17 protein-coding genes and 1 riboswitch are annotated in these 18,810 nt (G+C 73.3%); of the genes, 9 read left to right on the top strand and 8 right to left on the bottom strand.

The features are described 5' to 3' along the window. The first annotated feature begins 81 nt into the window (after window positions 1–81). The 3 genes from ACGFK0_RS10500 (at window position 82) to ACGFK0_RS10490 (ending at window position 4,671) form a co-directional block, all read left to right on the top strand. Window positions 82–1,134, top strand: a complete 1,053-nt coding sequence (locus ACGFK0_RS10500; RefSeq protein WP_392902667.1) for a polyprenyl synthetase family protein — start codon at window positions 82–84, stop codon at window positions 1,132–1,134. Between the two features lie 209 nt (window positions 1,135–1,343). Beyond that, window positions 1,344–3,485 carry a beta-glucosidase gene (locus ACGFK0_RS10495; protein ID WP_392902664.1) on the top strand — a complete coding sequence of 714 codons (2,142 nt, stop codon included), beginning with the start codon at window positions 1,344–1,346 and terminating at the stop codon, window positions 3,483–3,485. Window positions 3,486–3,534: 49 nt separating this feature from the next. Next, window positions 3,535–4,671 carry a serine/threonine-protein kinase gene (locus ACGFK0_RS10490; protein WP_392902662.1) on the top strand — a complete coding sequence of 379 codons (1,137 nt, stop codon included), beginning with the start codon at window positions 3,535–3,537 and terminating at the stop codon, window positions 4,669–4,671. A 50-nt stretch (window positions 4,672–4,721) separates the two neighbouring features. Here the strand turns inward: ACGFK0_RS10490 and ACGFK0_RS10485 are convergent, their stop codons facing one another. The 4 genes from ACGFK0_RS10485 to ACGFK0_RS10470 all read right to left on the bottom strand — a co-directional run bounded on the left by ACGFK0_RS10485 (window position 4,722) and on the right by ACGFK0_RS10470 (window position 7,427). After that, window positions 4,722–4,880, bottom strand: coding sequence for a hypothetical protein (locus tag ACGFK0_RS10485; protein WP_392902660.1), 159 nt, complete (start codon window positions 4,878–4,880; stop codon window positions 4,722–4,724). Window positions 4,881–4,945: 65 nt separating this feature from the next. Beyond that, window positions 4,946–5,614, bottom strand: coding sequence for a thiamine phosphate synthase (gene thiE, locus ACGFK0_RS10480; RefSeq protein WP_392902657.1), 669 nt, complete (start codon window positions 5,612–5,614; stop codon window positions 4,946–4,948). A gap of 142 nt (window positions 5,615–5,756) precedes the next feature. Continuing rightward, a complete protein-coding gene (locus ACGFK0_RS10475; protein ID WP_392902655.1) occupies window positions 5,757–6,131 on the bottom strand; it encodes an Rv2175c family DNA-binding protein in 375 nt (124 codons plus the stop codon). An 81-nt stretch (window positions 6,132–6,212) separates the two neighbouring features. Beyond that, window positions 6,213–7,427 (bottom strand): NAD(P)/FAD-dependent oxidoreductase, encoded by a 1,215-nt coding sequence (locus ACGFK0_RS10470; RefSeq protein WP_392902653.1) that lies wholly within the window; start codon window positions 7,425–7,427, stop codon window positions 6,213–6,215. Between the two features lie 91 nt (window positions 7,428–7,518). Continuing rightward, window positions 7,519–7,633, top strand: a riboswitch (TPP riboswitch). Between ACGFK0_RS10470 and thiO the strand changes: the two genes are divergently transcribed. The 6 genes from thiO (at window position 7,623) to ACGFK0_RS10440 (ending at window position 13,687) form a co-directional block, all read left to right on the top strand. Beyond that, window positions 7,623–8,747, top strand: coding sequence for a glycine oxidase ThiO (gene thiO / locus ACGFK0_RS10465; RefSeq protein WP_392902651.1), 1,125 nt, complete (start codon window positions 7,623–7,625; stop codon window positions 8,745–8,747). Its footprint overlaps the riboswitch before it by 11 nt. A gap of 16 nt (window positions 8,748–8,763) precedes the next feature. Further along, window positions 8,764–8,964, top strand: coding sequence for a sulfur carrier protein ThiS (thiS, locus tag ACGFK0_RS10460; RefSeq protein ID WP_392902648.1), 201 nt, complete (start codon window positions 8,764–8,766; stop codon window positions 8,962–8,964). Window positions 8,965–9,020: 56 nt separating this feature from the next. Continuing rightward, window positions 9,021–9,740, top strand: coding sequence for a thiazole synthase (locus tag ACGFK0_RS10455; protein ID WP_392902893.1), 720 nt, complete (start codon window positions 9,021–9,023; stop codon window positions 9,738–9,740). A gap of 144 nt (window positions 9,741–9,884) precedes the next feature. Continuing rightward, entirely contained in the window at window positions 9,885–10,847 is a 963-nt protein-coding gene (locus tag ACGFK0_RS10450; RefSeq protein ID WP_392902645.1) for a DMT family transporter, read from the top strand. Window positions 10,848–10,883: 36 nt separating this feature from the next. Then, window positions 10,884–12,812: a Stk1 family PASTA domain-containing Ser/Thr kinase gene (gene pknB / locus ACGFK0_RS10445; protein WP_392902643.1), complete on the top strand. Its 1,929-nt coding sequence runs from the start codon at window positions 10,884–10,886 to the stop codon at window positions 12,810–12,812. 20 nt (window positions 12,813–12,832) lie between these two features. Next, entirely contained in the window at window positions 12,833–13,687 is an 855-nt protein-coding gene (locus tag ACGFK0_RS10440; RefSeq protein WP_392902640.1) for a deoxyribonuclease IV, read from the top strand. Between the two features lie 664 nt (window positions 13,688–14,351). Here the strand turns inward: ACGFK0_RS10440 and ACGFK0_RS10435 are convergent. From ACGFK0_RS10435 to ACGFK0_RS10420, 4 genes are all read right to left on the bottom strand, one after another. Beyond that, entirely contained in the window at window positions 14,352–16,088 is a 1,737-nt protein-coding gene (locus ACGFK0_RS10435) for a cation acetate symporter (protein WP_392902639.1), read from the bottom strand. Next, window positions 16,085–16,561, bottom strand: coding sequence for a hypothetical protein (locus ACGFK0_RS10430; RefSeq protein WP_392902636.1), 477 nt, complete (start codon window positions 16,559–16,561; stop codon window positions 16,085–16,087). The genes ACGFK0_RS10435 and ACGFK0_RS10430 overlap by 4 nt, the downstream gene beginning before the upstream one ends. After that, window positions 16,551–17,360: a LytR/AlgR family response regulator transcription factor gene (locus ACGFK0_RS10425; protein ID WP_392902634.1), complete on the bottom strand. Its 810-nt coding sequence runs from the start codon at window positions 17,358–17,360 to the stop codon at window positions 16,551–16,553. Before ACGFK0_RS10425 ends, ACGFK0_RS10430 begins: the two co-directional genes overlap by 11 nt. Window positions 17,361–17,436: 76 nt before the next feature. Next, entirely contained in the window at window positions 17,437–18,801 is a 1,365-nt protein-coding gene (locus ACGFK0_RS10420) for a sensor histidine kinase (protein WP_392902632.1), read from the bottom strand. Window positions 18,802–18,810: the final 9 nt, after the last annotated feature.

Here is an 18,810-nt window from a genome sequence, read left to right as displayed (position 1 = left end):
ATGGGCGCATTTCTGAAGATCTAACGACATCTCACGTTTCCGATGGACGGTTGAATCCACCCACGTGGATACGATCACGGCATGTCGACCAGCCGCATCCGCAAGGAGGTCGACGAGGCGCTCCTGGCCTTCGTCGACCGGCAGCGCCCGGCCCTGCTGACCATCAGTGACGATCTCACGCCCATGGTGTCCGCCCTGGACGCCCTGCTGGGCGGTGGCAAGCGGCTGCGTCCCGCGTTCTGCTACTGGGGGTGGCGCGCCGCGGGCGGCGAGGACGGCCCCGGCATCGTGGCCGCGGCCGCGTCCCTGGAGCTGCTGCAGGCGAGCGCGCTGATCCACGACGACGTCATGGACTCCAGCGACACCCGGCGCGGCCAGCCGTCCGTCCACCGCAGGTTCGAGGCGCTGCACCGCGCGCAGGCGTGGCCGGGCGACGCGGAGGCGTTCGGCGGCGGCGCCGCGATCCTGCTCGGCGACCTGTGCCTGGCCTGGTCGGGCGAGATGTTCGAGACGTGCGGGCTGGACGGCGACCGCAGGCGGCGCGGCCGGGCGGTGTACGACCTGATGCGCACCGAGGTCATGTGCGGGCAGTACCTCGACATGCTGGAGGGCACGCGCGGCGAGGCGACGGTCGCCACGGCGCTGCGGGTGGTGGAGTACAAGAGCGCCAAGTACACGATCGAGCGCCCCCTGCATCTCGGCGCGGCGCTCGCCGGGGCCCGCCCGGACGTGACCGCCGCACTCACCGGCTACGGCCTGCCGCTCGGCATCGCGTTCCAGCTCCGCGACGACGTCCTCGGCGTGTTCGGGGACCCGGCCGAGACCGGCAAGCCCGCGGGCGACGACCTGCGCGAGGGCAAGCGGACGGTGCTGGTCGCCCTGACCCTGGAACGCGCGTCCGCGGCGCAGGCCGCGGCGGTGCGGCGGCGCCTGGGCGACCCGGAACTGGACCGCGCCGGCGTGGACGAGCTGCGCGCGATCATCGAGGAGGCCGGCGGGCTCGCCGCCTGCGAGGAGATGATCGAGCGCTACCTGGCCGAGGCGGAGGAGGCGCTGCGCTCCGCGCCCGTCGACGGGGAGTCCCACGCGGCACTCTCGGAACTCGCGGTGGCGGCCACCGCACGCAGCACCTGAGCCCTCAAGTGACACGATCCGGTCAAATTTCCCCGGTGGACTAGAACTTTCCCACCGATTGGTGGCAGAAATGTCGCCATGTGTGCCGACACCCCGGGCGACCGCGTCCCGCGCTTCGACCCTGCGCCGCGACGTGGACCGAGCCGTCCACGCCGGTTCGGCGAGCGCGTGCAGGACGAGGGGCGCGTGCGGAACGAGGAGGAGCACTGATGCGGGTGGGGAAATGGCTGCCGGCCGCGGGCGTGCTCGCGTCCGTCCTGGCGCTGGCGGCGGTGTCGGCCCCCGATGACGCGCGCGCGGACACCGGACGGTGCGGCGACCCGGCGCAGCGGCCGTGGTGCGACACCTCGCTGACACCGGACCGGCGGACGGACCTGCTGCTGCCGGAGATGACCGCCGACGAGAAGATCGCGATGCTCGCGGCGGACGACATCTTCGGCGGCCCGCTCGGCGGGTACTTCGAGACCGCGCACGCCGACACCAACAACGGGATCGAGCGGCTCGGCATCCCCCCGGTCTACATGGCCGACGGGCCCGCGGGCGTCCGGCAGGGCAAGGCGACGGCGCTGCCCGCGCCGATCGCGCTCGCGGCGGGATTCAGCGCGGAGACCGCGAAGCTGTACGGCCGGACGGTGGCGTGGGAGGCCAGGCACCGCGGCAACGACGTCGTCTTCGGCCCGACCGTGGACGTCCTGCGCACCCCCCGCAACGGCCGGACGTTCGAGGGCTTCGGTGAGGACCCGTACCTGTCGGCGACCCTCGGGGTGCCCTGGATCAAGGGCGCGCAGGCCGAGGGCGTGATGACGTCGGTCAAGCACCTGGCCGTCTACACGCAGGAGACCGACCGGCTGTCGCTGAACATGAAGGTGGACCCGCGCACCCTGCGGGAGATCTACCTGCCGCCGTTCGAGGCCGCCGTGAAGCAGGGCGGCGCGGCGACCGTCATGTGCGGGTTCGGCCTGCTGAACGACCGGTGGGCCTGCCAGGACGACACCGTCCTCAACAAGATCCTGCGGTCGGAGTGGGGCTTCAAGGGGTACGTGGCCTCCGACCACTTCGCCCCCAAGGACGCCGCCGACGCGGCCAACGGCGGGCTCGACATGGAACTGCCGGTCGGCCTGAGGTACAACGCTTTCATGCTGAAGACGGCCGCCGGGCAGGGGAAGGTCACGCAGGCGACCATCGACGGGCACGTCCGCAACGTCCTGCGGACGATGTTCGAGTTCGGGGTGTTCGACCGGCAGGCGTACCCGAACGACCTCACCCGCATCGACCGGACGGCGAGCGAGACCGCGGCCGGGAAGGTCGAGGAGGCCGGGATCACGCTGCTGAAGAACGACGGGATCCTGCCGCTGAAGGCCCCGGAGTCGATCGCGCTGATCGGCCGGGCCGCGCAGCAGAGCCCGAGCGGGCACGGTTCTGCGCAGGTCGTCCCGTTCACCACGGTCAGCGCGCAGGACGGCATCGCGCGCCGCGCGGGGTCCGGAACACAGATCACGTTCAACAACGGCGACGACCGCGGTGCGGCGGCGAACGCCGCGCGTGCGGCGGACGTGGCGATCGTGTTCGCCACCGACGGCCAGGGCGAGTTCTTCGACAAGTCGTGCCTGACGCTGGAGTGCGGCGAGCCGCTCAGGGGCGACCAGGACGGGCTGATCTCCGAGGTCGCCAAGGCCAACCCGAACACCATCGTCGTGCTCAACACCGGCGGTCCGGTGCTGACACCGTGGGCCGGGCAGGTGAAGGGCATCGTCGAGGCCTGGTATCCCGGTCAGGAGGCAGGGAACGCCTTGGCCCGCGTCCTGTACGGCGACGTGGACCCGGGCGGGCGGCTTCCGGTGACGTTCCCCGTCAACGAGAACGACGCGCCGGCGTCCGCGAACCCCGCGCAGTATCCCGGCGTCGACGAGACCATCGCGCTCTCCGAGGGCGTCATGGTCGGCTACCGGCACTACGACGCGAGGGGCATCACACCGCGGTTCCCGTTCGGGCACGGGCTGTCCTACACCACGTTCGGCTACAGCGGCCTGGAGGCCGGCACAGAGTCGGTGCAGGTGACGGTGACGAACACCGGCCGGCGCGCCGGCATCGCCGTCCCGCAGCTGTACATCGGCATGCCGTCGCCGGGCGTGGACGTCCCGCAGCCGCCCAAGCAGCTCAAGGGCTACACGAAGGTCGCACTGGCCCCCGGTGAGAGCACGAGGGTGACGTTCCCGCTGTCCCCGCGTTCGTTCGCCTACTGGAACGAAGGCGCGAAGGCGTGGAAGGTCGCAGACGGCTGCTACAGGGTCATGGTCGGCTCCTCGTCGCGGGAGATCGCCCAGACGGGGACGCTCGGAGGGTGCCGGTAAAGGGAAAGATCGAGGTTCCTCTGCCGTACGCCCCGGTTACACGGTACAAATGAGGAAATCTTCGTCCGTCCCCGCCGAGTCGGAGCCTCTTTTGCCGCACGACACCTCCCGCGGGAGGACGAACCCCCATCCCGCGCGGCCCGCCGCCCGGCCCGCGCGGGCCGGGCAGGGTCACTCCGGCCACCCGGCCAAGACGCGGCCCGCCCGTGCGGTGGACGGGCCGCGGCGCGGCGGCGCGGCCCGTCCGCCGCACGGACCGGACCGGCGACACGAGACGCCGCTCGGCCCCGACGATCCGCGCGGCCTCGGCGGCTACACGCTGCTCGGGCGGCTCGGCGAGGGCGGGCAGGGCGTCGTCTACCTCGGGCGGGACGGCGACGGCGAGCTCGTCACCGTCAAGCTGCTGCGGGGCGGAACGGCGGCCGGGGACCGGGCGCGCAGCCGCTTCGTCAAGGAGGCGGACGCGGCCCTGCAGGTGTCCGGGCGGCACACCGCGCGCGTCCTGGACGCGGACATGACCGGCGACCGGCCCTACATCGTCAGCGAGTTCGTCGAGGGGCCGCCGCTCCAGCACATCGTCGAGGACCGCGGTCCGCTGCCCGCGCCGCAGCTGCGCAAGGTCGCGCTCCGGACGGCGGCGGCGCTGGCCGCGATCCACCGCGCCGGGATCGTGCACCGCGACTTCAAGCCCGGCAACGTGCTGCTCGGCCCGGACGGCGCGAAGGTCATCGACTTCGGCATCGCCCGCACCGCCGACGCCGCGCTCGACACGCCGCTGACGACGGGGCCGGTCGGCACGCCCGCGTACATGGCGCCGGAGCAGATCGAGGACGAGCCGGTCGGGCCGCCCGCGGACGTGTTCGCCTGGGGCGCCGCGATGGTGTTCGCCGCGACGGGGCGCCCGCCGTTCGGCACCGGGCCGAGCGCGGCCGTCATGCGGCGCGTCACGTCCCGCAGGCCCGACCTCGGCGACATGGCGGGCCCGCTGCGCGACCTCGCGGCCCGCTGCCTGGACAAGAACCCCGCCGCCCGGCCGACCGCGCCGCAGATCGTCCGCGCGCTACGCGAAGGGCAGGGACCGATGACGAAACCGCGGCCGACCAGGATCCCGCGCTACCGGTGGCGGATGATGGTCGCGCTCGCCGCCGTGGTCGTCGCCGGGTTCGCCCTGGGCATGCTGTTCTAGCCTTGTTCCAGCCGTATTCCAGCCGTGGTCCGGATCCGCGCGGCCCGGCGTCACCAGTGCGGGGGGCGGTCCTCCAGGAGGCGCGAGTCGTCGTCGCCGCCGCGCCATTCGCCCCATCCGACGTCGGTGTCGTCGGAGGTCTGGTCGGGCAGGATCTCCAGCTCGTCGCCGAGATTCACCGGCCGGTCGTCGTCGGGTCCCACGCTCATGATCCCATTGTCCGCGATCGGGCCCCGGCCCGCACCGTGATACGGGTCAAATCCCCACACGGAGGTCAGCCGGCGAGCCGGCGGGCGAACTCCGCCGCGGCGGCGCCCGGATCGCCGGCCTCGGTGATCGCCCGTACCACCACGACCCGGCCCGCGCCCGCGGCCGTCACCGCACCGAGGTTGCCGAGGTCGATCCCGCCGATCGCGAACCAGGGGCGGGCGACGCGCTGCGCCGCGACGTATTCGAGCAGCTTGGGGCCGGGCGCGGGACGGCCCGGTTTGGTCGGGGTCGGCCACACCGGGCCGGCGCAGAAGTAGTCGACGCCCGGCTCGGCGGCGGCCGCGGACGCCTGCTCGCCCGAGTGCGTGGACCGGCCGATCAGCATGTCGCCGCCGACGATCTCCCGGGCGGCGGCCACCGGCAGGTCGTCCTGGCCGAGATGCAGCACGTCGGCGCGGACGGCGTGCGCGACGTCGGCCCGGTCGTTGACCGCGAGCAGTGCCCCGTGCCGGTCGCAGGCCGCCCGGAAGGTCTCCAGGTACTCCATCTCCTGCCGGGCCTCCAGGCCCTTCTGGCGGAGCTGGACGAGGTCGACGCCGCCCGCGAGCACGGCGTCCAGGAAGGCGGGCAGGTCCCCCTGGCGCTCTCTCGCGTCCGTGCAGAGGTAGAGGCGGGACCGGCTGAGCCGGGCGCGCAGCGCGACGGCGCGTTCGGAGGGGAGATGCCTGGACACGGCCGGAGTCCGTCCTTCCACAGGAGAGATCGCGGGGTCGCGCGGCGGTCACGTCCCGCCGCGCACGACCCCGCGATCGTGTCACGTGCCTTGTCTTCCGCCGGATCCCGGGGGCGGCCCTCGGCCGGACGGCGCGGGCGCCCTAGAAGGCCAGCGCCTGGGCGCGGCGGCGGACCTCGGTCCCCCGGTTCTCCGTGAGCGCGTCCACGGGCGTCCCCGGCAGAGTGTCGTCGGCGGTGAACAGCCAGCGGATCGTCTCCACGTCGTCGTAGCCCGCGTCCGACAGGAGCGTCAGCGTGCCCGGCAGCCCCTTGATGACCTGACCGTCCTTGATGAAGGCGGCGGGCACCATGGGGGTTCCTTCCCGGCGCACCGCCAGGAGCCTGCGCTCGCTGATGAGCTGCTTGATCCGGTTGGGCTTGATCCCGAGTCGTTCGGCGGCCTCCCGCAGGGAGAGCCATTCGCCCGCGAGGGCGTCGGTCCGGGGGTCGAGTGCGCTGTCAACGGTTGCGTGCATCTGCGTCACGCCCCCTTGCTACCACTCCTTCGGAACCCTCAAACCCCCTGCACAGCCGTAACGTCCCGGCGTTGATCGCCTTCAGCGAACGGCCTGCCGGAGGGGCACGCCGGGGTCGGCGATCGCGCCGGGGTCCACGGGCGTCCCGGCGGCGATGACGCGCCGCGCCTGCACCAGGTCGCGCGGCCGGTCGACGGTGAGGACCGCGTCGAGGCGGTCGCCGGTCAGCCACGCCACCGCCCATTTGCGGCCGGCCGGGTCGCCGCGGTGGACGATCCGCTCGGACGCGGCGTGACTGCCCGTGTACTGCACCATGCGGCCGAACTGCTCGGACCAGAAGTACGGGGCGGCGTCGTACACGGCGTCCTCGCCGAGGAGCGTCGCGGCGGCCACCTCGGGGGCGTTGAGGGCGGTGTCCCAGTGCTCGACGAGGAGCCGCCGCCCGTACCGCCGCGACCACCACGCGGCGCAGTCGCCGACGGCCACGACGTCCGGGCGCAGCGAGCCGGGCTCCTCCTCGCCCTGGTAGGCGCGGAACGAGCCGTCGGTCACCACGCCGCGCTCCAGCAGCAGCCCCGAGTCCTCCAGCCAGGACAGGGCGGGCCGGACGCCGATGCCGGCGACGACCTCGTCCGCCTCGATCCGGGTGCCGTCGGCCAGCAGGAGACCGCCGTCCTGCACGGCCGCGACCTTGACGCCGGTGCGCAGCTCGACGCCCGCCTCGGCGTACCACGGGACGGTGAGCGCGCCCACCTCGGGACCGATCGCGCCCTCGAGCGGGGTGTCGGCGGCCTCGACGACGGTCACGGCGCAGCCCTTCCCGGCTGCGGTGGTGGCGACCTCGGCGCCGATCCAGCCCGCCCCCACGATGACGATCCGCGCGCCCCCGGTGAGCCGGGACCGCAGCTCGCGGGCCTCGTCGACGGTGCGCAGGACGTGCTGGCGCCCGTCCCCCGGCAGCGTGACCGGGACGGCGCCGGTCGCGATGACCAGCCCGTCGAACGGAAGATCGCCCACCGTGGACGCGACGATGCCGCCGCGTCCCGGTTCGTCCAGGCGCAGGCCGGTGGCGCGCTCGCCGAGCAGCAGGTCGCAGCGCATGGCGTCCCAGTCGACGTCGACCGTCGTGTCGTCGGAGTCGCCCGCGAGGACGGCCTTGGACAGCGGCGGCCGGTCGTAGGGCCGGTGCCGTTCCGCCGAGACGAGGGTCAGCGCGCCCTCGTACCCCTTGTTCCTCAGGACCTCCACGGCGCGCACGCCGGCCAGCCCTCCGCCCACGACGATGACCCTGTCCATAAGGTCACCCTAACGGGGCGCGATCGAGGCTCGGACGATCGTCCAGACAGCTGCGCACGCTACCGAGGTCGTAGAGTGGAACCGGATAAAACAGCAGAAGCGCGGGAGTCCGGTGCGACCGGGCTGAGAGGGCGGCTGGAACGGGCCGCCGACCGCCACGACCTGATCCGGATCATGCCGGCGAAGGGAGCGCGCATGGAGATCGTGATCATAGGCGCCGGGGTCATCGGCCTGGCCACCGCCTGGCGGGCCGCGGCGGCCGGCGCCCGCGTCACCCTGGTCGATCCGGAGCCCGCGAGCGGCGCGTCATCGGTGGCGGCGGGCATGCTGACACCCGTCAGCGAGGTGACCTACGGCGAGGAGCCGCTGCTGCGGCTCGGCCTCGCCTCCCGCGACCGGTACGGCGCGTTCGCCGCCGAACTGGAGGAGCTGACCGGCCTGGAGACCGGCTACCGCACCGACGGGATCCTCCAGGTCGCGTTCGACTCCGACGACCTGACGTACCTGGACGAGCTGCGCCGCTTCCAGGAGAGCCTCGGCATCCCCGCCGAGGCGCTGACCGGGCGGGAGTGCCGGAGGCTGGAGCCCATGCTCGCCCCCGGCGTCCGCGGCGGCCTGCACGCCCCCGAGGACGGCTCGATCGACCCGCGCAGACTGACCACGGCCCTGCTGGCCGCGGCCGGGAAGACGGGCGTCCGGCTCGTCCGGCGCCGGGCCGCCGGCATCGCCGTGGCGAACGACGCGGCCGCCGGGGCACGGCTGGACGACGGGACGGTGATCCCCGCCGACCGGGTGCTGCTGGCCGCCGGCCCGTGGTCGGGCGACCTCGACGGCCTGCCTCCCGGGACCGTTCCACCCGTCCGCCCGGTGAAGGGCCAGGTGATCCGCCTCCGCACCCGGACGCCGTTCCTCGGCCGCGCCACGCGGGGGCTGGTGAAGGGCTCCTCGGTCTACCTGGTGCCGCGCGCGGACGGCGAGATCGTCCTCGGCGCCACGCAGGAGGAACTCGGCTTCGACACGCGCGTCACCGCCGGCGGACTCTGGGAGCTGCTGCGGGACGCCCGCGAGCTGGTACCCGGCATCACCGAACTGGAGTTCGCCGAGGTCTCGGCCGGACTGCGTCCCGGCTCCCCCGACAACGCGCCAGTGATGGGCCCGTCCGCGCTCCCCGGCCTCGTCGTCGGCACCGGGCATTTCCGCAACGGCATCCTGCTGACCCCGGTGAGCGCCGACATCCTGTCGGCGATGCTCCTGGACGAGCCCGTCCCCGGCGTCGCCGCGCCGTTCTCCCCCGGCCGCTTCTCCGCCGAGGTGCGCTGATGGCCGAGGTGCGCTGATGAAGGTGTTCGTCAACGGCGAGCCGCGCGAGCTGCCCGAGGGCGCCAGCGTGGCCGAGGTGGTCGCGTCCGTCACCGCCGCCGGGACCGGCGTGGCCGCCGCGCTGAACGACGAGGTCGTCCGGCGTTCCGCGTGGGAGTCGACGGCCCTGCGCGACGGCGACAGGCTCGAAGTGCTCACGGCGGTCCAAGGAGGCTGAAGGTGGACGACGACAGGCTGGTCATCGCGGGCGAGGAGCTCGGCTCGCGGCTGATCATGGGGACCGGGGGCGCGCCCAGCATGCGGGTGCTGCGGGAGGCGCTCACCGCGTCCGGGACGGAGCTGACCACGGTCGCGATGCGGCGGGTGGACCCGTCCGCGCGCGGCTCGGTGCTGGACGTCCTGGCCGAGTGCGGGATCCGGGTGCTGCCGAACACGGCCGGCTGCTTCACTGCGGGCGAGGCGGTCCTCACCGCCAAGCTCGCCCGGGAGGCCCTCGGCACGAACTGGGTCAAGCTGGAGGTCATCGCCGACGAGCACACGCTGCTGCCCGACCCGATCGAGCTGGTCGACGCCGCGGAGCAGCTCGTCGACGACGGGTTCGCCGTGCTGCCGTACACCAATGACGACCCCGTCCTCGCGCGGCGCCTGGAGCAGGCCGGGTGCGCCGCCGTGATGCCGCTCGGCTCCCCGATCGGGTCGGGGCTCGGCATCCGCAACCCGCACAACATCGAGCTGATCGTCGAGCGGGCGGGCGTCCCGGTCATCCTGGACGCGGGCCTGGGCACCGCGTCCGACGCGGCCCTGGCCATGGAGCTGGGCTGCGACGCGGTCCTGCTCGCGACCGCCGTCACCCGCGCGCAGTCCCCCGCGCGGATGGCCGCCGCGATGCGGCACGCGGTCGAGGCCGGGCGGCTCGCGCGGCTGGCCGGGCGGATCCCCAAGCGCCGCTACGCCCAGGCGTCGTCGCCGTTCGAAGGCCTCGCCACGTCGTAGCAACGCTAAAGACTCGCTTATAGAAATATTCGCTAGACCTGAAATGTCGGCTTGGTGAGACTGGGGCGGTGCACCAGGCCGCGCCGCAACCCGGCACGTTCCTTCGGTGTTCGTGGAAACGTCCCATACCTAAGGTGCGTCACTATGCAGCAGGACAGCCCGCAGACGGCCGCGCCGGGCATCGACAAAATCGCGGTGGCCGCCGCCACGGTCACGGTGGTGCTCTGGGCCTCCGCGTTCGTCTCCATCCGCAGCGCCGGCGCCGAGTACAGCCCCGGCGCCCTCGCCCTGGGCCGCCTCCTCTCCGGGACGGTCGTGCTGGGCGCACTGTGGCTCGTCCGGCGCGAAGGACTTCCGCCCAGGGGCGCCTGGCCGGGCATCATCGCCGCGGGCATCCTGTGGTTCGGCGCCTACATGGTCGCCCTGAACTGGGGCGAGCAACTGGTGGACGCGGGCACCGCGGCCCTGATCGTCAACATCGGGCCCATCCTCATCGCGCTCCTCGGCGGCTGGCTGCTGAAGGAGGGGCTGCCGCCCCGGCTGATGGCCGGCCTGGTGGTGTCGTTCGCCGGCGCCGCCGTCGTCGGGCTGTCGATGTCCGGCGAGGGAGGCTCATCCGTCCTGGGCGTCCTGCTGTGCATGGTCGCCGCGGTCACCTACGCGGCGGGCGTCGTCAGCCAGAAGCCCGCCCTCCGGCACGCCTCGGCCCTGCAGTTCACCACGTTCGCCTGCGCGATCGGCGCCCTCGCCTGCCTGCCGTTCTCCTGGCAGCTCGTCTCCGAGGCCGCGGACGCCCCGGCCGGCGCCACCCTCAACATGGTCTACCTGGGCATCTTCCCCACCGCCATCGCGTTCACCACCTGGGGATACGCGCTGGCCCGCACGTCCGCCGGGAAGATGGGCGCCACCACCTACGCCGTCCCGGCCATCGTCGTGCTGATGTCGTGGCTGTTCCTCGGCGAGGTCCCCGGCCTGATCACCCTCGGCGGCGGCCTGCTGTGCCTCGCCGGCGTGGCCGTCTCCCGCAGCCGCCGCCGCGTCCCGCCGGAACCGGCCGCGCCGCAGGAGCCGCGCTCCGTGCTCATCGAGGCTCATACTCGGGACTGATGGGATCCACGGGGATTCGCCCGTAAACTCGCACCGATGGACACGACGGTTGCTGATCCACTCGTCGGGCAGGTGCTCGACGGGCGCTACCGCATTGAGTCCCGCATCGCGCGCGGCGGCATGGCCACGGTCTACGTCGCGCGCGACATCAGGCTCGACCGCATCGTCGCGATCAAGGTGATGCACGCCGGACTCGCCTCCGACGAGGACTTCGTCGCCCGCTTCATCGGTGAGGCCAAGGCCGCGGCGGCTCTGTCCCACCCGAACGTCGTCGCCGTCTACGACCAGCGCACCGACGGCGAGCACGTCTTCCTGGTGATGGAGTACGTCGCGGGGCAGACGCTGCGCGACGCGCTGACCTCGCTCGGCCGGCTCGGCCCCCGGGCGGCGCTGGAGATCATGCAACCGGTGCTCGCCGCCCTCGGCGCGGCCCACCGGGCCGGTCTCGTGCACCGCGACGTCAAACCCGAGAACGTGCTGATCACCGAGGACGGCCAGGTCAAGGTCGCCGACTTCGGCCTCGCGCGGGCCGAGACCGCGAGCAAGATGACCAAGACCGGGATGATCATCGGGACGGTCGGCTACCTGGCGCCCGAGCAGGTCACGGCCGGCAGCGCCGACGTCCGCTCCGACGTGTACGCCGCCGGGATCATGCTGTTCGAGCTGATCACCGGGCATCTGCCCCACCGGGGCGACACGCCCCTGGCCGTCGCCTACAAGCACGTCAACGAGACCGTCCCGCCGCCGTCCGGCGTCGTCCCCGGCCTGCCGCCGCAGGTGGACGCCCTGGTCACCGACGCGACGAGCCACGACCCGGCGCGCCGCCCGGTGGACGCGAACCAGTACCACGCCGAGGTCGCCGAGGTGTACGGCGGCCTCCCCGGCGACTTCGACCGGCGCCTGGAAGAGGCCTCCCGCAACGCCACGAGCGTCCTGGAGGCGCCCCCCGGCGGACGCACGGCCGTCCTCGACCGGCGCACCCTGCCCGCCGACCACCCGTCCGAGCACGTCCCCCGGCGCACCGCGACCGACCGCGCCATCGGGGCACTGACCGGCCGCTACGTCCTGGTCGCCATCGGCGCGATCGCGGCGCTCATCCTCGGCTGGGCCGTCTGGTACCAGACGTCCGGGCAGTACGAGCACGTCCCGTCGTCGATCATCGGGATGAAGGTCGCCGACGCCCGCGACCAGCTGGAGAGCGCCGGCCTCGACGTGCGGACCGCGGAACCCGTCTACGACGACCGGGTCCACAAGGGCAACGTCGCCAAGTCCGACCCGCCCGCCGGCGCCCGCATCGCCGAGGGCCGGACCGTCACCCTGACGCCGTCCAAGGGCATCACTCCGCGCCAGGTGCCGGACGTCGCGGGCAAGACCCTGCCCGAGGCCGAGCAGACCCTCGAGAACGAAGGCTTCAAGGTCGGGCGGACGAGCACCACCCCCTCCCAGACCGTCGCCAAGGACAGGGTCATCGGCACCGACCCGGACGCGGGTGAGAAGCAGTCCCCCGACGACCCGGTCGCCGTCATCGTCTCCACCGGCATGTCCATGCCCGACCTCATCGGCGAGAACGGCGACGCCGCCGCCAACCGGCTGCGTTCGATGGGCCTCGACGTCAAGGTCGAGAAGCGGCAGGTCGACGGCAAGGAACCGAACTCCGTGATCGACCAGGCCCCGTCCGAGGGCACCGGCGTCTCCCGCGGCGACGACGTCACGATCGTCGTCAACAAGCGCGACTGCCTCGTCGACGCGGGCCCGTTCCAGTTCGGCTGCGACGACGGCAGCGAGCAGAACGTCCCCGTGCCGAACATGACCGGCCGCACCGTGGGCGACGCCAAGAAGGCCCTGAAGGAATCCGGCTTCAAGGTCAATGTGACGGGTTTCGGCGGCGACATCGTCCGCTTCCAGTCCCCGAGCAGCGGCGAGGCCCCGCGCGGCTCCACCGTGACCATCGTCAAGGGGCCGTGACCGGATAGGCTGAGCCGGTCATGACCTCACCCCAGAGCCCCGTCGGGGCCCATGTCCCCGTGGCCGGCGGCCTGGCCACCGGCGGCCTGAAGTACGCCGCCGAGATCGGCGCGGAAGCCGTCCAGGTGTTCGTGGCGAACCCGCGCGGCTGGGCCCTCCCCGAGGGCAAGCCCGCCGAGGACGAGAAGCTGCGCCGCTCCGGCGTCCCCGTCTACGTCCATGCCCCGTACCTGGTCAACTTCGGCTCCCCCTCCGAGGAGACCCTCGCGAAGTCGATCGCGACGGTCCGCCACTCCCTGGTCCGCGGCCGGGCCATCGGCGCCCGCGGCGTCGTGGTCCACACCGGCTCCGCCGTCACCCAGACCTACGACGAGGCGATGGCCCAGGTCCATGACCAGGTGCTCCCCCTCCTCGAAGAGATTCCCGACGACGGCCCGGACCTGCTCCTCGAACCCATGGCGGGCCGGGCCGGGATGCTCTGCCGGAAGGTCCAGGACCTCGGCCCGTTCTTCGAGCGCCTCGAACACCACCCCAAGCTCGGCGTGTGCTTCGACACCTGCCACGCGTTCGCCGCGGGCCACGACCTGTCCGCCCCCGGCGGCGTCAAGGACACCATCGACGCGCTGGTCGCCACGGTCGGCGAGGGCCGCCTCAAACTCGTCCACGCCAACGACTCGATGGACCCCTGCGGCTCCACCCGGGACCGCCACCAGAACATCGGCGCCGGCCTGATCGGCGAACAGCCCTTCGCCGACCTGTTCCGCCACCCCGCCGTGACCGGCCTCCCCTTCATCATCGAGACCCCGGGCCGGGCCCCCGCCCCCCACGCCAAAGACATAGAGACCCTGAAACACCTACGCGACACCCCCCACTGACCCTGGAGGCGGGGTTGGGCTGGAAGCGGCAGGTACGCGCAAAGAGGTACCGACTACTGCGCCCACACCGGCCACCACCGCACCACGCGACGACCGAAACCGTCGCGATCGCGTCCGAAGGCAGGTTGCAAGCGAAGCGAGAAACCTGATCGCGCAGCGAGCCGCAAGGCGAGCCGGAGCGATGCAGCGATCGCACGCAGTGCCCGCCGAAGGGAGGGCCCCCAGGGCCCGACCGCCAAGGGCACTGCAAACAAACACGACTCGGGCGCCGATGAACAACCCCCCGACTGTTCAGCGGCGCCCGAGCCATAGGCCACCGGATCCCACCCCCCCGGTACGGGATCCAGCGGCGCATGATCCGGCGTTCGACTGGCGCGCGCCGGATCTCCGGATTTGCTCTTGTGGGAGGTTCGCGGTGGTATGCGGCGTGGGCCGCTTTCCGGCCGCCCGCCCTCCGTCGGCGGTGTGGCGTGTGGTGCCACTGAGAACACTAGGGGTCCGGCGTGGACGATCGGCGCAGGAAAACGCGGCTCTCGATAAGCGGTACGTAGTCAGAGTTGTACGTAGCGTGATCATGCGGTGAGCGGTCGATGTTGGGGGACGAGCGGTGGGTGGGAACGGTCCACAACAGGCGGCGAACGGTCGTCGATGATTTACCCGCGGTTCAGCGGGCGTCCGCGTCCTCGGGCAGGTGCAGTTTCATCAGGGCCTGGTCGGCGCGGCGGGGGACGCGGTGGCGGGTCAGCAGCGAGACGGCGACCATGACGGCGAAGACGGCCGGTGCGACGACCAGGGTCGGCTGGGTCAGGACGGCGGCGGGCCAGCCCGTCCAGCAGCCGGAGAACAGCCGGGTGACGCCCGCGGCGGCGGCCAGGCCGCCGCCGGCGAGGAGGCCGGCGGCGGCGCCGGCGGCGGTGAGGCCGCGCCACCAGATGCCGAGGACGAGGAGCGGGCACAGGGAGCAGGCCGACACGCAGAGCGCCATCGTGACCAGGGTGGCCGCGCCCTGCGGGCCGATCGCGGGCAGGACGGCCACCGGGACGGCCAGCGTGACCACGACGCCGACGCGGAACGCGGTGACGCCGCTGGGGCGGCCCGTGCACTGGGACCGGCCCGTGCACTGGGACAGCGTCCCGGCGAGGGCCACGACGATTCCGCAGGACGTGGAGATGAACGCGGCGAAGGCCCCGGCGGTGATCAGGCCGGTGAGCAGCGCACCGGCGGGCCCGGGGAACATGCGCTGCGGGAGCAGCAGGAGGGTCGCGTCGGTGTCGCCGGTCATGAGCAGTTCGGGGGCGTAGAGGCGTCCCAGCGTCCCGTACAGGATGGGGAACACGGAGAACAGCGCGAGCAGGCAGGGAACGTACGCGGCGGTGCGGCGTGCGGCGCTTCCGCAGGTGCTGGTGTAGAAGCGCATCAGGATGTGAGGCAGGCCCATGGTGCCCAGGAGAACGCCGAGCAGCGCCGAGCAGGTGCGGAAGAGACCGTGTTCCGCGTCGCGCCCGAACGGCGTCACCCAGGCCGCGCCGTCCTGCACGGGGAGCCGTTCGGCGTGCGGCACCGCCGCCCCGGCCGGGAAGACGACCTCGGTCCCCCGGCCGATCGTGTGGCGGCCGGGCGCGAGCGGCACCGCGGCGCCGTCGTGGGCGGTGCCGTCGACCCGTCCCCGGGCGGTGACGGTGACGGCCGCCGGCACGGTGACGGCGGCGTCGGTGTGCACCTGCACCCGGGTGGTCCGCTCGAAGCTCGGCGGGCCGTCCGTCACCGGGCCGGGGCGTCCGTCGAGGTTCCACAGCGCCAGCAGCGCCACGGCGGGGACGGCCACGGCGGCCAGCTTCACCCAGAACTGGACGGCCTGGACGGCGGTGATGCTGCGCATTCCACCGGAGGCGACGGCGGTCAGCACGACGGCGACGACGACGGCCCAGCCCGTCCAGGCGGGCGCGCCGGTCAGCAGGTGCAGCGTCACGCCGGCTCCCTGGAACTGCGGGAGCAGGTAGAACCAGCCGATGCAGCAGACGCAGCCGGTGACGATCCGCCGGACGGTCCGGGAGCCGAGCCGCCATTCGGCGAAGTCGGAGACGGTGTAGGCGCCGGACCTGCGCAGCGGGGCGGTGACGAACGCCAGGAGCAGCACGTATCCGGCGGTCCCGGCGATGGGGAGCCACAGCATGTCGGTGCCGTAGGCGAGCACCAGCCCGGCGGTGCCGAGGTAGGCGGCGGCGGAGAGGTACTCGCTGCTGACCGCCGAGGCGTTCCACCAGGGGGTGACGCCTCGCGAGGCGACGAGGAAGTCGGAGGTCGTCCGGGCGGAGCGGCGGCCGTACAGGCCGAGGACGGCCGTCATCCCCAGCACCGCCACCAGCGCGATCAGCGCCGCCGTCACGGCCAGCACGGTCACGGACGGCCCACCGGCCTCGTCAGGTCGCGTTCCGCCCGCTCGGCGCGTCGCAGCTGGCACCGCGAGACGGCGATCCAGAGCGGCTGGACGCCGAGCGCGAGGACGAGCCACCACAGCGGAACGCCGTGCACGCGCGCCCGTGCGATCGCAGGGACGGTGGCCAGCAGCACGGGCAGGCCCGTCACCGTGCTCACGACGATCGCGCAGGTCCCGAGGGCGATGCGCAGCTGGGTGCGGATGAGGGCGCGTACCTCGGCGGTCCCGGAACCGCACGCGGCGGAGCCCGGCGAGCTGGGATCGGACGGACCGGTGTCGACCGTCCCTAAATCGGCCGGTCCGGCGCCCGGCGACCCGGGGGCGGGTGGGCCGGTGTCCGGCAGCCCGTTATCCGGCGGGCCGGGGGCGGGCGAGGCGGTGGGCGGTGGGGCGGAACCTGGTGCCTGGGGGACCGCGGCGGGGCGGTCACCGGTCATCGCCGTCGTCCTCCGCGGCCCCGTCGCCGTCGCCGTCACCGTCGCCGCCCGGCCGGTGGAACTTGCGGACCAGCAGGTCCCGCACCTCGCGGGTGTGGCGGCGGCTGACCTGCAGCAGCTCGTCCCCGATCTGGACGGCCGCGCGGCCGCCGTCGAAGCGCAGCTCGGTGACGTGCGCGGACGCGACCAGGGTGCTGCGGTGGATCCGGATGAACCCGGCCGCCTCCCACCGCTTGGTCAGCGCCGACAGCGGCATGCGGACCAGGTAGCCGCCGTCGGCGGTGTGCAGCCGCACGTAGTCGCCCTGCGCCTCGACGTGGGTGACCGACCGGCGGGAGACGAGCCGGGTGCGCCCGCCGAGTTCGACGGGGATCATCTCGTCGTCGGCGTCGCGGCCGTCCTCGTCCGCCGGGCCCGCCCGCCGGGCGGCCACGTGGACCCGGCGGACCGACTCGGCGAGCCTCTCGGGACGGACGGGCTTCAGCAGGTAGTCGAGGGCGCCGAGCTCGTAGGCGGTGACGGCGCAGTCGTCGTGGGCGGTCACGAAGACCACGTGCGGGGGTGCGGTGAAGCCGGTGAGCAGGCGGGTGAAGTCGAGCCCGTCGAGCCCGGGCATCCGGATGTCCAGGAACACGGCGTCGAGGCGTTCGCCCTCGACGAGCATCCGGCTCAGGTCACGCAGCGCGGACGACGCGTCGCCCGCACAGCTGACCTGGCCGATGCGCGGATCCCTGCGGAGGAGATAGGCCAGCTCCTCCAGGGCGGGGCGTTCATCGTCGACGGCCAGGACGTGGAGCATGAGGGCGACTTTGCCGCGATTACCGTCTGTCCGCAATCGGTTCCGAAAAGTGAGTGGCGTGTCGCGGGGGCATCGGTCAGTCCGGAAACACCCCCGGACGGTACTTCGGGACGCGCAGATTGACCTTCGTCCCGGCGCCGAGAGCGGTCTCGACGGTCAGCCCGTACTCCTCTCCGTAGACCTGCCGCATCCGCTCGTCGACGTTCGCGAGTCCGATTCCGGCCCCGGATCCGGCGCCGTCGCCGTCGCGCCGCGCCCGGGTGGTCACGCTCCCCCAGCCGGTCGGCCCGGGCCCGCCCACCGGGGCGGAGAGGATCTCCTGGAGCCGTTCGGGGTCCATGCCGACGCCGTCGTCCTCGACGCTGATCGCCGCCTCGGCGCCGGAGTCGCGCGCGACGATCGAGATGTGGAACGCCTCCCCCGTGCCCGCCATGCCGTGCCGGACGGCGTTCTCGACCAGCGGCTGCAGCGCCAGGAACGGCACCGCGACCGGCAGCACCTCGGGCGCGATCTCGACCCGGCATTTCAGCCGTTCGCCGAACCTGGCGCGTTCCAGCAGCAGGTAGCGGTCGATGGAGCGCAGCTCGTCGGCGAGGGTGGTGAAGTCGCGCGGGTTGCGGAAGGAGTAGCGGGCGAAGTCGGCGAAGTCCAGCAGCAGCTCCCGGGCGCGCTCGGGGTCGGTGCGGACGAACGAGGCGATCGTGGTCAGCGAGTTGTAGACGAAATGGGGGGAGATCTGAGCGCGCAGGGCCCGCATTTCGGCCTCGGCCAGGCGGATGCGGGCGGTGTCGAGCCCGGCCAGCTCCAGCTGCCCGGTGACCAGACGGGCGGCCTCGCCGACCGCCCTGACCCGCGCCGCCGACGGGTGCCGCCAGTACGCGGTCAGCGTCCCCTCGACACGTCCCTCGACGGTGAGGGGCGCGACCATCGCGACCTGGACGGGGCACAGCGGGTCGTGGCAGCCGGGCGGCTCGAGGGTCGTCACCCTCGGCCGTCCGGAGGTCAGGACCGGCAAGGCGTGCTGGACGGCCTCCGCCGCGTGGACGCCGCGACCCGCACCGTCCCATGCGAGCAGCCACGGCGCCTCCCGGACCGGCTCGGGACCGCCGTCGCCGGGGCCGTCGCCGTCGCCGGAATCGTCGAGGCCCTCGGGATGGGCGGCGTCGTCCGGGGGCGGTACTCCGACCAGCGCGACCGCCTCGGCGCCCAGCAACGATCTGAGCCGCCGGGCGGCTTTGCGCGCCGATTCCTCGGTGAGCCCGGCACGCAGCGGCGGCGACGCCCGCGCGACCGTGTGCAGGGCCGCGAACGCCGCCTTCTCGGCGGGATCGGCGGGCGCGCGGCGCGGGACGCGGAGCCATCGGCGCAGCGCCCAGGCTCCCGTGGCGGCACCGGCGGCCACGGCGCCCGCCACGGCGTCCACGACGGACGGTAGGACCATGACGACTTA

Origin of the sequence: Spirillospora sp. NPDC048823 (assembly GCF_043198445.1) — a bacterium.
GTDB lineage: Bacteria > Actinomycetota > Actinomycetes > Streptosporangiales > Streptosporangiaceae > Spirillospora.
This window is presented reverse-complemented; position numbering and strand designations above follow the sequence as displayed.

Coding starts and splice junctions, on each gene's coding strand:
- ACGFK0_RS10470 (WP_392902653.1), bottom strand. CDS start 7,427: ATGGACAGGGTCATCGTCGTGGGCGGAGGGCTGGCCGGCGTGCGCGCC.
- ACGFK0_RS10475 (WP_392902655.1), bottom strand. CDS start 6,131: ATGCACGCAACCGTTGACAGCGCACTCGACCCCCGGACCGACGCCCTC.
- ACGFK0_RS10485 (WP_392902660.1), bottom strand. CDS start 4,880: ATGAGCGTGGGACCCGACGACGACCGGCCGGTGAATCTCGGCGACGAG.
- ACGFK0_RS10450 (WP_392902645.1), top strand. CDS start 9,885: ATGCAGCAGGACAGCCCGCAGACGGCCGCGCCGGGCATCGACAAAATC.
- ACGFK0_RS10490 (WP_392902662.1), top strand. CDS start 3,535: ATGAGGAAATCTTCGTCCGTCCCCGCCGAGTCGGAGCCTCTTTTGCCG.
- ACGFK0_RS10430 (WP_392902636.1), bottom strand. CDS start 16,561: ATGACCGGTGACCGCCCCGCCGCGGTCCCCCAGGCACCAGGTTCCGCC.
- pknB (WP_392902643.1), top strand. CDS start 10,884: ATGGACACGACGGTTGCTGATCCACTCGTCGGGCAGGTGCTCGACGGG.
- ACGFK0_RS10455 (WP_392902893.1), top strand. CDS start 9,021: ATGGGGACCGGGGGCGCGCCCAGCATGCGGGTGCTGCGGGAGGCGCTC.
- ACGFK0_RS10440 (WP_392902640.1), top strand. CDS start 12,833: ATGACCTCACCCCAGAGCCCCGTCGGGGCCCATGTCCCCGTGGCCGGC.
- ACGFK0_RS10495 (WP_392902664.1), top strand. CDS start 1,344: ATGCGGGTGGGGAAATGGCTGCCGGCCGCGGGCGTGCTCGCGTCCGTC.
- thiO (WP_392902651.1), top strand. CDS start 7,623: ATGGAGATCGTGATCATAGGCGCCGGGGTCATCGGCCTGGCCACCGCC.
- thiS (WP_392902648.1), top strand. CDS start 8,764: ATGAAGGTGTTCGTCAACGGCGAGCCGCGCGAGCTGCCCGAGGGCGCC.
- ACGFK0_RS10500 (WP_392902667.1), top strand. CDS start 82: ATGTCGACCAGCCGCATCCGCAAGGAGGTCGACGAGGCGCTCCTGGCC.
- ACGFK0_RS10425 (WP_392902634.1), bottom strand. CDS start 17,360: ATGCTCCACGTCCTGGCCGTCGACGATGAACGCCCCGCCCTGGAGGAG.
- ACGFK0_RS10420 (WP_392902632.1), bottom strand. CDS start 18,801: ATGGTCCTACCGTCCGTCGTGGACGCCGTGGCGGGCGCCGTGGCCGCC.